At 64.3% G+C, this 14,759-nt stretch carries 11 protein-coding genes; all 11 read right to left on the bottom strand.

From position 1 onward, the window contains the following. Positions 1-4: 4 nt before the first annotated feature. The 11 genes from JKL46_RS06885 to JKL46_RS06835 all read right to left on the bottom strand — a co-directional run bounded on the left by JKL46_RS06885 (position 5) and on the right by JKL46_RS06835 (position 14,759). On the bottom strand, positions 5-832 hold the full coding sequence (locus tag JKL46_RS06885) for an ABC transporter ATP-binding protein (RefSeq protein ID WP_201831205.1): 828 nt from the start codon (positions 830-832) through the stop codon (positions 5-7). After that, positions 829-1,686 (bottom strand): ABC transporter ATP-binding protein, encoded by an 858-nt coding sequence (locus tag JKL46_RS06880; RefSeq protein ID WP_201831203.1) that lies wholly within the window; start codon positions 1,684-1,686, stop codon positions 829-831. Before JKL46_RS06880 ends, JKL46_RS06885 begins: the two co-directional genes overlap by 4 nt. A 2-nt stretch (positions 1,687-1,688) precedes the next feature. Beyond that, entirely contained in the window at positions 1,689-2,603 is a 915-nt protein-coding gene (locus JKL46_RS06875; protein ID WP_201831201.1) for an ABC transporter permease subunit, read from the bottom strand. Continuing rightward, positions 2,600-3,610: an ABC transporter permease subunit gene (locus JKL46_RS06870; protein WP_201831199.1), complete on the bottom strand. Its 1,011-nt coding sequence runs from the start codon at positions 3,608-3,610 to the stop codon at positions 2,600-2,602. Before JKL46_RS06870 ends, JKL46_RS06875 begins: the two co-directional genes overlap by 4 nt. Positions 3,611-3,675: 65 nt before the next feature. After that, positions 3,676-5,277 (bottom strand): ABC transporter substrate-binding protein, encoded by a 1,602-nt coding sequence (locus tag JKL46_RS06865; RefSeq protein ID WP_201831197.1) that lies wholly within the window; start codon positions 5,275-5,277, stop codon positions 3,676-3,678. A 257-nt stretch (positions 5,278-5,534) separates the two neighbouring features. Then, a complete protein-coding gene (locus JKL46_RS06860; RefSeq protein WP_201831195.1) occupies positions 5,535-7,436 on the bottom strand; it encodes a response regulator in 1,902 nt (633 codons plus the stop codon). After that, positions 7,433-9,157 (bottom strand): response regulator, encoded by a 1,725-nt coding sequence (locus tag JKL46_RS06855; protein ID WP_201831194.1) that lies wholly within the window; start codon positions 9,155-9,157, stop codon positions 7,433-7,435. The genes JKL46_RS06860 and JKL46_RS06855 overlap by 4 nt, the downstream gene beginning before the upstream one ends. Beyond that, positions 9,154-10,230, bottom strand: coding sequence for a chemotaxis-specific protein-glutamate methyltransferase CheB (gene cheB, locus JKL46_RS06850; protein WP_201831193.1), 1,077 nt, complete (start codon positions 10,228-10,230; stop codon positions 9,154-9,156). The genes JKL46_RS06855 and cheB overlap by 4 nt, the downstream gene beginning before the upstream one ends. Positions 10,231-10,240: 10 nt before the next feature. After that, on the bottom strand, positions 10,241-12,457 hold the full coding sequence (locus JKL46_RS06845) for a response regulator (RefSeq protein ID WP_201831192.1): 2,217 nt from the start codon (positions 12,455-12,457) through the stop codon (positions 10,241-10,243). 27 nt (positions 12,458-12,484) lie between these two features. Beyond that, the gene (locus JKL46_RS06840; RefSeq protein ID WP_201831191.1) at positions 12,485-14,161 is read right to left on the bottom strand and encodes a methyl-accepting chemotaxis protein; all 1,677 of its coding nucleotides are present in this window, start codon (positions 14,159-14,161) and stop codon (positions 12,485-12,487) included. Between the two features lies 1 nt (position 14,162). After that, a complete protein-coding gene (locus JKL46_RS06835) occupies positions 14,163-14,759 on the bottom strand; it encodes a chemotaxis protein CheW (RefSeq protein WP_201831190.1) in 597 nt (198 codons plus the stop codon).

Below are 14,759 nucleotides of genomic sequence, written 5' to 3'. Positions count from 1 at the left end.
GATTTCAGGCCGCGTTCTTTCGCGCCAAGCGTGCCTTGATGCTTTCCGGATCCGCACGCGGCGTCGCAGCGAACAGCGTCTTGGTGTAGTCGTGCTTCGGATCGGCGAAGACCTCGTTGCGCGTGCCGTATTCCACCGCTTCGCCGAAATACATCACCATTACCTCGTCGGCGATGTAGCGCACCACCGACAGGTCGTGGCTGATGAAGACGTAGGTGAGGTTGAACTCATCCTGCAGATCGGCGAGCAGGTTCAGCACCTGGGCCTGCACCGAAAGGTCGAGCGCAGACACCGGCTCGTCGAGAACGAGCAGGCTTGGGTTGAGCATCAGGGCACGGGCAATCGCGATGCGCTGGCGCTGGCCGCCGGAAAACATGTGCGGATAGCGGTTGTAATGCTCCTCGCCGAGGCCGACCTTTTTCAGCATGGCCATGGCGCGCTCACGGCGTTCGTCCGCCGGCACATTGCCGTGAATCACCAGCGGTGCGCCCAGAACGTCGCCGATCTTCTGGCGAGGATTGAGGGAGCCGTAAGGGTTCTGAAAGACGATCTGCACCTCGCGCCGCAGATCCTTCGTGAGATCCCCCTTCGCGATATCGACCTTCTTGCCCTGGATGAAGAGCTCGCCGGCCGTCGCAGGGTCGATGAGCGTGAGAATGCGTGCAAGGGTGGATTTGCCGCAGCCGCTCTCGCCGACGATGGCGAGTGTCTTGCCCTTCTCGACGGTGAAGCTCACGCCCTTCACGGCGTGAACCGTTTTGCCCTTGGAGAAGAGGCCTCCGGGCATGTGATAATCCCGGACGATGTTTCGGGCTTCGAGAACGACACTCATGATACGGCTGCTCCGGCGATCTCGCTTCCGTCCTTGAAATAATCGGCGATGGTTGGCAGGCGATCGCCCGTCGCATTGTCGGGCAATGCGGCGAGAAGCGCCTTCGTATAGTTGCTGCGCGGATTCTCGAACAGGGTCAGAACGTCCGCCTCTTCCATCTTGCGGCCTTTGTACTGCACCACGACCCGATCGGCGGTCTCCGCGACCACGCCCATGTTGTGGGTGATCATGATCATGCCCATCCCGTGCTCGGCCTGAAGCTTCACGAGAAGGTCGAGGATCTGCTTCTGGATCGTGACGTCGAGCGCAGTGGTCGGCTCGTCGGCGATCAGAAGCTTCGGATTGCAGGCGATGGCCATGGCGATCATCACGCGCTGGCACTGGCCGCCCGACATCTGATGCGGGAACGAGCTCAGGCGTTCGGCGGGATTGGGGATGCCGACCGCAGTCAGAAGCTCGATGGCGCGGGCACGCCGCTCCTTCCGCCCGAGGCCGAGATGGAAGCGCAGCACCTCCTCGATCTGGAAGCCGACCGTGTAGCAGGGGTTGAGGCTGGCTACCGGCTCCTGGAAGATCATGGCGATGTCCTTGCCGACGATCTTGCGACGCTCGGAATCGGACAAGCTCAGAAGGTCGCGGCCGTTGAAGGTCATCTTGTCGGCCGTCACCTTCGCCGTCCACGGCAGGAGGCCCATCACGGCGAGCATCGAGACGGACTTGCCCGAGCCGGATTCGCCGACGATCGCCAGGACCTCGCGCTGCTCGACCTTGAGCGACACGCCATCGACCGCACGGAACATGCCGGTGGAGGTCAGAAACTCGACGACGAGGTTCTCGATTTCAAGAAGCGCCATGGTCAGGACCTCTTCAGTTTCGGATCGAGGGCGTCGCGAAGACCATCGCCGAGGAGATTGAACGCGAGCACGGTGATGAGAATGGCAAGGCCTGGGAAGGTCACGACCCACCACGCGCGGAGCACGAACTCGCGCGCGTCCGCCAGCATGGTGCCCCATTCGGGTGAGGGAGGCTGCGCACCGAGGCCGAGAAAGCCCAGCGCCGCCGCATCCAGAATCGCGGTCGAGATGCCGAGAGAGGCCTGCACGATCAGGGGAGCGGTGCAGTTCGGCAGCACTTCCTTGAACATCAGGCGCATCGTGCCGGCGCCGCTCACGCGGGCTGCCATGACGTAGTCCTTCGAGGTTTCGGTGATCACCGCCGCGCGGGCAAGGCGCACGTAATGCGGCAGGATCACGAGAGCGACCGCAAGCATCGCATTCATCAGGCCCGGACCGAGCACCGCCACGATCACGATGGCGAGCAGCAGGCTCGGCAGGGTGAGGACGATGTCCATCAGGCGCATGATGAAGATCTCGGTCAGGCCGCGGTAGAAGCCTGCGACGAGGCCGAGCACGGTGCCGATAACGATGGAGATCGCCACCACCACGATGCCGATGAGAAGCGACAGCCTGGCGCCGTAGATCATGCGCGAGAGGATGTCGCGGCCGATCGGGTCGGTGCCGAGCGGATAGGCGAGCGAGCCGCCTTCCTGCCAGAACGGGGGCTTCAGGGCGATCGCGGTGTCGGTGACATAGGGCGAGTGCGGGGCGATCACATCGGCAAGGAGCGCCACGATCACGACGGCGACGATCACGACGAGACCGGCGACGGCGCCGTGGTTGGCGCTGAAATAGCTCCAGAACTCGCGGAGCGGATGGGGCGGGGTGGCGGTCGGGGCGGCGACAGCCGGAGCTTCCATGATTTCAGTGGTCATCGCGTATGCCTGATGCGAGGATTGATAAGGCCGTAGGCGAGGTCGACGAGAAGGTTCACGCTCATCACCACGACGCCGAGCAGAAGGGCGCCGCCCTGCAGCACGGGATAATCGCGGCGGAAGATGGCGTCGATGAGCCATTTGCCGACACCGGGCCAGGAGAAAATAGTCTCCGTGAGGATCGCGCCGGTGAACAGCACTCCCACCTGCAGGCCGATCACGGTCACGACCGGAATCAGGGCGTTGCGCAGGGCATGCAGAGCGACGATCCGGAACCGGGTCAGGCCCTTGGCCTTGGCGGTGCGGATGTAATCCTCGCCCAGCACCTCCAGCATGGCGGAACGGGTCATGCGGGCGATGACGGCGAGCGGAACCGTGCCGAGAACGATGGTGGGAAGGATCAGATGCCTGACGGCGGACCAGAAGGCTTCAGGCTCATCGGAGAGAAGCGTATCGATCAGGAGGAACCCCGTGATCGGCTCGATATAATAGAGCACGTCGATGCGGCCTGAGACGGGTGTCAGGTCGAACTGCACCGAGAACAACAGGATGAGGATGAGACCCCACCAGAAGATCGGCATGGAATAGCCGGCCAGCGAGATGCCCATCACGCCATGGTCGAAGATCGAATTTCGTCGGATGGCGGCGATGATCCCGGCAGGCAGCCCGAGCACGAGAGCGAAGATGATCGCGCAGAAGGCAAGCTCGACGGTAGCCGGGAAAAGCGAGGAAAACTCGTTGAGAACCGGCTCCTGCGTGATCATCGACTTGCCGAGATCACCCTGCAGCACGCGCGACAGGTAGATCCCGTACTGGACGAAGATCGGCTGATCGAAGCCATATTCCTTGCGGAGCTGTTCGTGGCGGGCGGGATCGATGCCGCGCTCGCCGGCGAGTGTTTCGATGGGATCGCCCGGTACGAGGCGGATCAGGAAGAAAGCCAGCAACGTGATCCCGATAAAGGTCGGGATGATCAGGCTGACGCGGGTCAAAATGAATCTGAGCATCGTCTGAACATAAAAAGGCGGAGCGGCTTTTTTGAGCCGCTCCGCCGTAGGTTGAAGGGATTAGCTTACTTGCCCTTGATATCGACGCCGTAGAAGGTGTGGCGGCCGAACGGCGAGAGCTTGAAATCCACGACTTCCTTGCGGACCGGCTTCAGCTGCACGGCGTGAGCCACCGTGAACCACGGAGCCTGCTCCTTGAAGATCTTCTGAGCCTCTTCGTAGAGCTTGGTACGCTCGGCCTGGTTGGTCACGACCTTCGCCTTCGTCACGAGATCGTCGAAGGGCTTGTAGCACCACTTGGCGATGTTCGAGCCCGAAGCGCTCTGCGCCGAGGCGCAGCCGAGCAGGGTGTGCAGGAAGTTGTCCGGATCGCCGTTGTCGCCCGTCCAGCCGAGCTGAGCCATCTGGTGCTCGCCGGCCTGAGCGCGCTTGCGATACTCGCCCCACTCGAAGCTCTTGATCTCGGCCTTCACGCCGATCTTGGCGAGGTCGGCCTGCATGAGCTCGGCGATGCGGCGGGCATTCGGGTTATAGGGGCGCTGAACCGGCATGGCCCAGAGGTCGGTCTCGAGACCGTTCGGATAGCCGGCCTCGGCCAGGAGCTTCTTGGCCGCTTCGGGGTTGTACTCGTCGTCCTTGATGGACTTGTTGTACGACCACATGGAGGGCGGGATCGGGTTGATGGCAGGCACGCCCGAGCCGAGGAACACCGCGTCGACGATCGCCTTCTTGTTCATGGCCATGTTGAAGGCCTTGCGGACGCGTACGTCGTCGAAGGGCTTCTTCGTGGTCTGGTAGGCGAGATAGCCGACGTTCAGGCCAGGCTGATCCATGACCGTGACGTTCGGGTCCTTCTTCATGGCGTCGAGGTCAGCCGGGTTCGGGTACGGCATGACGTGGCATTCGCCCTTCTGGAGCTTGGCCCAGCGCACGGAAGCGTCCGGGGTGATCGAGAAGACGAGGTCGTCGATCTTCGCCTTGCCGTCCCAGTAATCGGGGAACGCCTTGTAGCGGATGATCGCGTCCTTCTGGTACTGGACCAGGTAGAACGGGCCCGTGCCGACCGGCTCTTGGTCGATCTTCTCAGGCGTGCCGGCCTTCAGCATGGCGTCGGCATATTCCTTCGACTGAACGCCCGCCCATTGCATGGCGAGGTTGGCCAGGAACGGAGCTTCCGGCTTGTTCAGGGTGATGCGGACGGTGTAATCGTCGACCTTCTCAACCGACTTCAGCAGGGCAGGCATGCCCATGTCGTTGAAGTAGGAGTGGTTCGGGCTGGTCACCTTGAAGAAGGGGTTCGCTTCCTTCCACTGACGCTCGAACATGAACACGACGTCGTCGGCGTTCATGTTGCGGGTCGGCTTGAAGTTCTTGTTGGAATGCCACTTGGCGTTCTTGCGCAGGTGGAAGGTATAGACGGTGCCGTCAGCGGAGATGTCCCACTTCTCGGCGAGGCCGGGGACGACCTTGGTGCCGCCACGCTCGAAATCGACGATGTTGTCGTAGATCTGCTCGGTCGCGTCGAAGGACGTACCGGTGGTGTTGACGCCGGGATAGAAATTCTCCGGGCTGCCCTCGGAGCAGTAGACGAGGGTTTTGGCGGCCAGCGGAGCGGCGGCCAGGAAGGCCGGAACGCAGATGGCTGCGAAAAGGGCTGATTTTTTCATTACCTTGGTCCTCTGAGACGGCTCTACTCGTGGCCGTTCTGTGACGGAGTTAAGGTGCGAAGCCCCGAAATTGTCAATCTGTCCATGCAACAATGGATAATTTTTAAAGGATATTTACCATTTTCTGCCCATGCGGCAGCCTGAATCACGGCGCAAAAAGTCAATTTTCCGCGATTCCTGTCCCGGTTCGAACGAAGGTCTTCCGAAAGGTCCACGTCGCGGGCGGAGTGCGCCTCGAACCTTCGAGACGAGACGCCTCAGGCTGCAGGCCGGCGGGCCGCTTCCGTGACCTTCGCCGCCAGATCGGTGCGGCTGAAGGGTTTGTGCAGCATGGGATATCCTTCCGGCATGCGCTTTGGATCAGCATAGCCGGTCACGAGCAGGATGCCGATTTCGGGCCTGATCGCCCGCGCCTTGTCGGCAAGGTCGGTTCCAGTCATGCCCGGCATGGCGAAATCGGCGACGAGAAGGTCGAGCTGGTCGTCGGTTTTCAGGATCGCAAGCGCAGAGGATCCATCGGCAGCCTCTACGACCCGATGGCCCATATCGGTGAGATAGGCAGCAGTGACCGTCCTGACTTCCGCATCGTCATCCACCAGAAGGATGCGCACCTTGGGGGTGTCCATAGTGAGAATTTGCTCATTGCGAGGGCTGTCCTCCCGCTCGCAGGCGGCACGGGACAGGTAGAGGTCGACGGTCGTTCCCGTACCGACAGTGCTGCGGATCGTGACGGTGCCGCCGGATTGCTGGGCAAGGCCGTAAACCATCGGCAGACCGAGGCCCGTGCCCTTGCCGATTTCCTTCGTGGTGAAGAAGGGCTCCAGCACGCGGGCCAGAACCTCGGGCGGAATGCCGGTGCCTGTATCGGCCACGGAGATCACGACGTAATCCCCGCCGTTGAGCTCCGCGATCCGTCCATCCTCGACCGTCTCGTTGCGGGTGGAAAGGGTGAGAATACCGCTTTCCGTCATCGCATCGCGGGCGTTGATGCACAGGTTGAGGATCGCCAGTTCCAGCTGGTCCGGATCGACCATGGCCGTCCACAGCTCGTCGGTCAGCTGGCGCTCGATCCGGATGACGCCGCCGAGCGTGCGTGTCAGCAGGTCGTTCATGCCCGTGATGACCTGATTGACGTCCACCGCCTGCAGCCGCATGTCGCGCTGACGGCTGAAGCTCAGGAGACGCTGCGTTAGGGATGCCCCCCGCTCCGCCGCATAGGTGGCGTTCTGCAGAAGGCGCGTCAGCCGCGGATCGTCGGGAGCCCGGCGCGATGCGAGATCCAAGCTGCCGAGAACCGCCATCAGAAGGTTGTTGAAATCGTGAGCGACGCCGCCTGCGAGCGTTCCCAGCGCCTGCATCTTGTCCGCCTGCCGCAGACGCATCTCCATCAGCTTCCGCTCGGTAATGTCGCGCTCGATAGTGGCAAGATTCGTCACCTTTCCCACCTCGTCGAGGATGGGAATGCGGTTGATGAGAAACCACTGGGTCGCGCCGTCGGGCGCGATACGCTCCTCGACCACTTCGTCCGGCTCCCGCGCGGCGATGGCGCGGCGCTCCGCGTCTTCGATCGTCGTTGCGCGCTCGGGCGAGACGTAGTCGCGCTCCCTGTGGCCAAGGCAGCTTTTGGCGGCGCTTCCGAGGGTGCGGGCCTTGCTTGCGTTCAGGCGCACGAAGCGGCCGTCGAGATCCTTGAACGAGATCAGGTCGCCGCTGCTGTCCATCAGCCCGTGCAGGAGCGAGCGTTCGGTGTCGAGCTCCCGCGCGAGCATGCGCCGCTGGTAGGCGGCGGCCACCATGTTGGTGAGCGCTGCCGGATCCCAGGGCTTGGGCGCATAGGCCATGATGCGGCCTTTGTTGACCGCGCCGATGACGGCCTTGAGATCGGCATAGCCGGTGAGAAGGATCGCTTCCGCATCCGTGACGTTGCGGGCTTTGGCCAGAAATTCGTCACCCTGCATCTCGGGCATGCGCTGGTCCGAGATGATGATGGCGATATCCGGCTCTTTCCGGATGATGTCGAGCGCCTTGATCGGAGACGAGGCCGTCAGCACGCGATAATCGTCCTCGAACAGGTCTTCGAGAGCGATCAGAATGTCCGGCTCGTCGTCGACGACCAGGATCGTGCCATGCGTTGGGTTCATCTCACTCGGCAAGGTCATGCAGCAATCTGCCTCGGGATCGTGATGGTGAAGCTGGCGCCGCCCTGCGGCCCTGCCTCCACCGTGATCGATCCCTTGTGGGCCTGAACGACGCTATAGGCGATAGCCAGACCAAGTCCAGTTCCAGACCCTACGGGCTTGGTCGTGAAGAACGGCTCGAAGATGCGCTCCCGCAATTCCCGGGGAATTCCCGGACCCGTATCGCTGATTCTGATCGTATAGGTTGTCTCGTTGCTCTCGGTTTCAATGTCTATGCCCCCGGTCCCCTTGATCGCGTCGGCGGCGTTGCCGACGATGTTCATGACCACCTGGTTCAACAGAGCGGGCGAGCAATAGAGGTCGGGAACGGCATTGTAGCGGCGGCGCACGTCGATCCGGGTTCCGAGCTTGTGGCCGAGAAGGGCGAGAACGGTTTCGATGGACTCGGGCACGTTGACGGTCTGGAAGTCACCTTCGTCCAGGCGGGAGAAGCGCCGCAGGTTGAGAACAAGTTCCTGGATCCGGGCGAGCCCCAGCTTCATCGCGGCCACCCGGTCGCGCGATTTCTGGACCTGGCGCTCGAGCCCGGCTTCCGCCGGCAGCTTCGTGGCGATTTCCCCCAGGAGCCTTTCCACCGTTCCCTGGTGGGCCTGGATGAAGGCAAGCGGGTTGTTGATCTCGTGGGCGATGCCGGCGACGAGTTCGCCGAGGGAGGCCATCTTGGCGGCCTGGACGAGCTGGGCCTGCGTGCCCTTCAGAAGATCGTTCGCCTCCTCGAGCTCGCGGTTGGCATTGGCAAGCGCCTCTGCGGAAGCGGCTTCTGCACGCGCTCTCGCGAGGGCGAGTTCGCGTTCGCGCAGCTCCGCCTCGATGCGCCAATTCTCGTCCTGCATCAGCTTGCGCCTGACGAGGGCGCGGATGCGCACACGCATCACGTCGGGCTCGATCGTCGAGGGAACGATGTCGTCGACGCCGGCAGCGAAGGCGCGCGCGATCACATCGCCGCCCTCCTCGTTGCCGAGGCCGACGATGGCAAAGCTCGGTGCATCCGTTCCGGGCAGGGGAGCAAGACCACGATAGAGATTGAGCTGGCGGCATAGCTCGATGCCGTCGAAGCTCGGGCTGAGCAGGTTCACCAGAACGCAGTCCCAGGTGGAATCGGACGCGCGGACGAGTCTGAGGGCCTCGGGCGGATTCGAGGCGGCCGTGACCGCATAGCCTTCATGGGCCAGCATGTTCTGAAGATAGGTGCGGCGGGTGGGACTGTCGTCCACGATCACGATGCAGGCACGGCGGAAGGCGCCGAAGCTGGGCGATTGCCGCTCCTCCCGGGAATCGCCGATCGGCGACGAGCGCCGCCGGAGCAGCGCCTTGATGCGCAGGATGATCAGCTCCTGCTCGGCAGATTTGGAGATATAGGCGTCCGCGCCGCTCTCCAGCCCCTGACGCTCGACGGCGCGCTCCCGTGCTTCGGTGAGCATGATCACCGGAATTGCGCGGGTGCGCACATTGAGCCGCATCTGCCGCGTCAGCTCGTCGCCGTTCATGCCGGGCAGGTGATAATCGGCGATGACGAGATCGGGCAGTTTCTCGTTCAGACCGTCGAGCGCTGCTTCCGCCGTGGAGCGCCAGGAGACGTTGAAGCCGTTAGTCTCCAGCATGTGGCGCAACTGCAGCGCCTGGGTTTCCGAATCCTCGACCAGGAGGATCTCGGCGGTCTGGGCGACGGGGGCTGCGCTCATTCGCCGTCCCCTTGCGCCAATTTCAGGATCCGCGGGCCGATGAGGTCGAGGGGCAGGCTGAGATTGACGCCGCCCAGGCGGGCTGCTGCTGCCGGCATGCCGTAGACGACGGCGGTGCTATCGTCCTCGGCCAAGGCATAGCCGCCGGCCTGGCGCATCTCGACGAGGCCCTGCGCCCCGTCCTCGCCCATGCCGGTAAGAATGACGCCGAGGCCCCTCCGGCCCGCAGACCGGGCAATCGACTGGAACAGCATCGTGGCCGAGGGGCGCTGATTGCCGAGGGGAGGTTCTCCGCTCACCTTCAACGTACCCGCGGGCGAGAGCAGAAGATGCCGGTCGCCTGGGGCGACATAGACGCGGCCGGGCGAGGGGATCTCCTGGTCCTGCGCGAGGCGAACGTCGAGCGGCATCAGTCCGTTGAGCCAGGAGGCGAAGCCCTCCATGAAGGGAGCGCCCATGTGCTGGACGAGAAGAACCGGCAGCGGGAAATCTCCCGGCAGAGCACTCAGGACCTTGGCAAGCGCGGGCGGCCCGCCGGTCGAGGCGGCGATGCCCATGACGCTCGGACGCGCCGCCTTCCATTCCAGATCACGGCGCGAAGCCGAAATCGTCGCCTTCTCGCGCCAGGGCGCGAAGGAACGCTGCCGGACCACCGGAACCTGGCTCATGATGTAGAGCTGCGTGCAGATGGTGGTGGCGATCCCGGCATAATTGGCGCTGGAGAGACCGACCGGCTTCTCGACCACCGTGAGCGCGCCGGCGCGCAGCGCGTTCATGGATATCTTGAGCGAGGAATCCTCGATGCTGTCGGCGATGACGACGATAGGTGTCGGATGCTCCGACATGATCCGGCGGGTTGCTTCCAGCCCATCCATGCCCGGCAGGCGAATATCCATCGAGACCACGTCCGGCTGCACCCGACCGATCTCCTGCAGGGCCTCCTCCGCCGAGCTGACGGCAGCGGCGACCACGAGGCGGGGATCGCTGGCGATGATATGGACCAGCAGCTGACGGACGACGAGGGAATCCTCGACGACCATCACACGGACCCGCGGCTGATGCGCCATACTCATCGCATGAAACTCACAGCACCTGTCCGATCGTCGCCAAGAGCTCGCGCTGATCGAACTTCTGCTTGGTAATATAGGCGCTGGCGCCCAGATCGAGACCCTTGCGCACATCCTCCGGGGCGGCGCGTGAGGTCATGAGGATGACGGGAACGGCGGAAAGCCGCGGATCGGTCTTGATCGCCTGCAGCAGGCCGAATCCGTCCATGCGCGGCATTTCCACATCCGCGATGACGAGATCGACGATCGCGTCGCCGGAACGCAGGACGTTAAGGGCGTCGATCCCGTCGACGCTGAGGAGGACCTCGTAGCCCTGCGCCTCGAGAATGCCCTTCTCGAGGGTACGGGTCGTGATGGAATCGTCGACCACGAGGATTGTCCGGGCGCGCCGCTCTTCCTCGGGCGCCCATTGGGCGAGACCGAGGCCGCCCGCCGCCAGCCTGCCTTCGTTCCTGACCCAATGATCGATCAGCTTGTCCGGGCTGAGCACGAGGGCCGGCATCTCGTTCTCCAGAAGGACCGTTCCGGAGACCAGTTCACCGAGCCCGATCGCCTGCACGTCGCTGACCAGCATGGTGCGCACGTCGTGGAACGTATTGACGGCAAGCGCGCAGGAGCGCGAACCGTGACGGACGAGAACGGCCTTCACGTGTCCGGCCTCTGTGGGGAGGGGGGCATTCGGGGATCCTGTCAGAGCTGCGAGGGCGACGACTGGGACGATAACGTCCTGTCCCCCGATCTCGATCCGAGCCGCCGGACGGCCTTCCACACTTTCCAGCGCCTCGGAGCGTAGCCGCAGCAATCGCTCGACCGCATGGGAAGGCATTCCGAACATCCGCCCCTCGGCCTCCAGCAGCAGCAGCGGCTGCCGTGCCGCGGTGAAGGGCACGTTCAGCAGTACCTCGGTCCCGTGAGGAAAGCGCGGTCGCAGGAGAACGGTGCCTTGCAGCCTGCGTGCAGCTTCCGCCACCACGGAAAGACCCATGCCCCGGCCCGAGAGACGGTCCACCTCGGGCGCGGTCGAGAATCCGGGCGTGAAGACGAGACCGAGCAGCTGATCCATCATCGGCGGCGGATGGTCTGGGCTGCGCGGCTGGAGCAGACCGCGCTCGATGGCCACCTGCTCGATTCGGTGAAGATCCGGTCCGCGCCCGTCGTCGCGTATGCTGATGGCGAGGCGCCCTCCGCGGGAGGCCAACTCCAGGGTTACCTCCGCCCGCTCGGGCTTGCCCCTGGCGGCGCGCTCCTCCGGCGTGTCCACTCCGTGGCTCACCGCATTGCGCAGGAGATGCATCACGGCGTCCTTGAGGGCCTGGAGCACCTGCCGGTCGACCTGGATGTCGAGACCGATGGTGCGTACATGGACGTCCCGTCCCGCATTTCGGGCGATCTCGCGCACCATGTGGCCGAAGCCGCCGAAGACCGTCTCGGCCGAGACGAGAGAGACGCGGTCGATGTTGTCGCGGACCTCGCTCGCGGCCTGCGCGATTGACCAGCGCGATTGCCGCCGCTCGCGCGACAGGGCGGAGAGCCGGCGGAACAGGACTTTGAGACCCTGATCGAAATCGCGCAGTCGAGGGGCGAACGAGGCGCCGTTGCGCGCAGCTGCCGGGTTCGCCCCCTCCCGAGCGGCCGAGCTCAGGGCATTCACCTGTGCATAAAGCTGGTCCCAGCCGCGGCGCAGCCCGCGGATTTCCTGCTCCATCTGCCGCAGCGTGTCGTCAATCCCCTCGTCCGCCTGCAGCTCCGTGAGCAGCCGATGCATGGAATCGGAAAGTTCCTCCATCTGCTCGGCCGCGACGCGCAGATAGGAGCCTGCACCACCCTCCGCTGCATCGGCCTTCGGAGCGGGAGATTCCGGCTCGCCGGATGCGGGCGGCGTGATCGGAATGGCCAGCGTCGGCGATTTCGGCTCCGGCGGCTTCGACAGATCCGCAACGAGATCCTCGATCAGGTCGAGATTCTGCCGCACGGTCGCGACATTCGGCGCATCGAGAGCACGCTGGCCTTCGAGCACCTGCGAGAACAGCGCTTCGAGCTGGTGCGCGACTTCCTCGACTGCCGGCAGGTCGACCGCGCGGGCGGCGCCCTTGAGGCTGTGCGCCCGGCGAAAAACGTCCGTCAGGTCGATCTCGCCGCGATCCGCGTGATCGAGCGCGGAGCGGATCGCCTGGAGATGCTCCCGGTGTTCGACCTCGAAGGCGGCCAGGAGCTGCTTGCGGATATCCGTCACGATGCGCGCGTCTCCATCGGCGCCGAATTACAGGCGATAGCGCTCGGCAAGGCCGAGGAGCTGCTGCGCAAGGCTGGACAAGTTGGCCGCCGCCGTATCGAGCTGGCGCGTGCCGGCCGCCGTCTGCTGGCTCGCCTGGCGGATGTTCTGCAAGGCGCCCATCACCTGCTCGATGCCGAGCTGCTGCTGATTGGTCGAGGCGATGATCTGCTGGAAGGTCTGGACGCTCTCCTGAATCTGGCCCGAAATGCCGGTGATGGTCTGCTGCGTAATGTCCGTACGTTCCTTGCCTGCAGCGACGCGCTTCACGGCTTCCTCGGTCAGCATGACGGATGAGTTGATGCCGCGCTGAATGTCGCCGAGGATCGAGCGGACCTGAAGCGTCGCGTCCTTCGCCTGATCGGCGAGCGTCTTCATCTCGGAGGCCACGACCGCGAAGCTGCGGCCGTTCTCGCCGGCTGCAGCCGCCTCGATCGCTGCGTTGAGCGCGAGCAGATGTGTGCGCTCCGAAATGTCGTTGACCGATGTGATGATCTCGCCGACAGCCTGCGTCTTCTCGCTCAAGGCGACGATGTTCTCCGCCACCGCTTCAGCCTGCTCGCGGATGGAGTCCATGGCGCGGGCGGTTTCCTCCACGGCCTGCAATCCAGACATGCTGGTCTGCGCGGCGGCCTGCGCCGAGGCGATGACCTCCTGCGCGCGCTTGCCGATCTGCGTGCCGGAATGTGTGATCTCGTCGACCGTCGCGGCCGTTTCCTGCACGGCGGCAAGCTGCTCTTCCACGGAGGCTGCCTGCTCCTGGGTCGAAGCCCGGATCTCGGCAGCGGCTGCGTTCAGGTTTTCCGTTGCTTCGCGGCTTTGCCGGGCGAGCTGCCGCAACCCGTCGACCATGGTGTTGAGGGTCGTGCCGAGATGCCCGATCTCATCCTTGCCCGTGACAGCCATCTGACCGCCGAGCTCGCCGCGCCCGACCCGCTCGACGAAGCCCATGAAGGTGCCCAGCGGACCGGTGATGGAGGAACGCAGGGCATAGGTGATGATGATGCTGAGGAGAGCCGCTCCGGCCAGGGCCAGGATGATCGACATGCGGCTCTGCTCGTAGACCTCTCCGATCCGCCGCTGCCCGATGGTGATCGCTTCGCTGAGGATGCTGCGGGCCTGTGCGAGATTGCGGTTCCAGGATTCTCGGCTGCCGTTCAGGGCGCCTTGGGCAGCAATCACTGTGGCGAGATCGTTGCTCTGCAGGGCTGCGAACTGCCGTTCGCTTGTCGTGCGCAGCTGGCGCAAGTCCGCGCCGGCGCGATTCAAGCTTTCGATGATCCGCCGCCAGGCATCGGCCCGCTGCGACGTGACGGAGGTCGTCGAGAAACCATTCACCGTCGCAAGTGCCTGATCGAGGGATGCTTCCGTTGCCGCCGCCTGCTGCTCCCAGGAGCGGGCGAGATCGTCGCCGGCCACCTGCTGCTGGCCGAGGGAGCGCAGGAAGAAGCGGGAGAGGATTTCTTCGCGCAATCCGCGCATCACGTTCTGCCGGTCTCCGACATCCTCGAGCTGGCGCATCAGGGCGAGGTCGCGCGTGACGATCGTTTCCGTCGAAGTCCGGACGTCGTCGAGCTGGTTGATGGCGTAGATGCCGAGCCCGACCATGAGCGCGACGATGACGGCGAAGCCGAGAAGAATACGGTTGGCGATCGAGATCGTCACGTCAGACTCCAGGAACAGGGGAAGAGGGCAGGAAGGGGCGCAGGAGGCGCTCGGTGTCGAGAAGGGACAGGGTTTCTTCTTGGTCGGACATCCCGGCCGCTGGCCTGGCATAGCCGGTGACCGCATCGTTTCGGAAACCCGCCGCCTCCTCGCCGGCCAGCGGGAGAATCTCGGAAACCGCGTAGGCGCGCTCGACCCTCAGGGCCACCTGGGGCTGCTCGCGCCGCAGGAGCACGAAGTGCTGGTCCCCATCGTCCGCGGCGGCCGGTTCGAGGCCAAGGGCGACCGCCAGGTCGATCACGCTCACCAGCCGTCCACCGCGGCCGAAGAGGCCAATCAGGGCCGGCGCCGCATCGGGAACGGGAACGCATTTCTGCGCCGGCAGAATTTCCGCCACAACCTCGACAGGGATGCCGAAACGCTCGCGGCCCGAGCCGCAGACCAGCGCGCGGGCGGGCGCTTCGGCGGGTGCCGAGGCATCCTTGCGGGCGGCCAGGTTCGCGGTTCTGTCGTCGAGGATCTGCCGTCTCCGCTCCTCCGCCGAGCGGACGCGGAACTGGGCCATTTGATGCAGCTTGCGGCGTACAGATTTCGCCAT

It is taken from the genome of Microvirga zambiensis WSM3693 (genome assembly GCF_016735695.1).
Taxonomy (GTDB): domain Bacteria; phylum Pseudomonadota; class Alphaproteobacteria; order Rhizobiales; family Beijerinckiaceae; genus Microvirga; species Microvirga zambiensis.
Note: the sequence above shows the minus strand (reverse complement) of the source record. Positions and strands in the feature narration are given on the sequence as shown.

Excerpts from the sequence above, each read along its gene's own strand:
- JKL46_RS06885 (WP_201831205.1), bottom strand. The coding sequence starts at position 832 with ATGAGTGTCGTTCTCGAAGCCCGAAACATCGTCCGGGATTATCACATG.
- JKL46_RS06880 (WP_201831203.1), bottom strand. The coding sequence starts at position 1,686 with ATGGCGCTTCTTGAAATCGAGAACCTCGTCGTCGAGTTTCTGACCTCC.
- JKL46_RS06875 (WP_201831201.1), bottom strand. The coding sequence starts at position 2,603 with ATGACCACTGAAATCATGGAAGCTCCGGCTGTCGCCGCCCCGACCGCC.
- JKL46_RS06870 (WP_201831199.1), bottom strand. The coding sequence starts at position 3,610 with ATGCTCAGATTCATTTTGACCCGCGTCAGCCTGATCATCCCGACCTTT.
- JKL46_RS06865 (WP_201831197.1), bottom strand. The coding sequence starts at position 5,277 with ATGAAAAAATCAGCCCTTTTCGCAGCCATCTGCGTTCCGGCCTTCCTG.
- JKL46_RS06860 (WP_201831195.1), bottom strand. The coding sequence starts at position 7,436 with ATGACCTTGCCGAGTGAGATGAACCCAACGCATGGCACGATCCTGGTC.
- JKL46_RS06855 (WP_201831194.1), bottom strand. The coding sequence starts at position 9,157 with ATGAGCGCAGCCCCCGTCGCCCAGACCGCCGAGATCCTCCTGGTCGAG.
- cheB (WP_201831193.1), bottom strand. The coding sequence starts at position 10,230 with ATGAGTATGGCGCATCAGCCGCGGGTCCGTGTGATGGTCGTCGAGGAT.
- JKL46_RS06835 (WP_201831190.1), bottom strand. The coding sequence starts at position 14,759 with ATGGCGAAATCTGTACGCCGCAAGCTGCATCAAATGGCCCAGTTCCGC.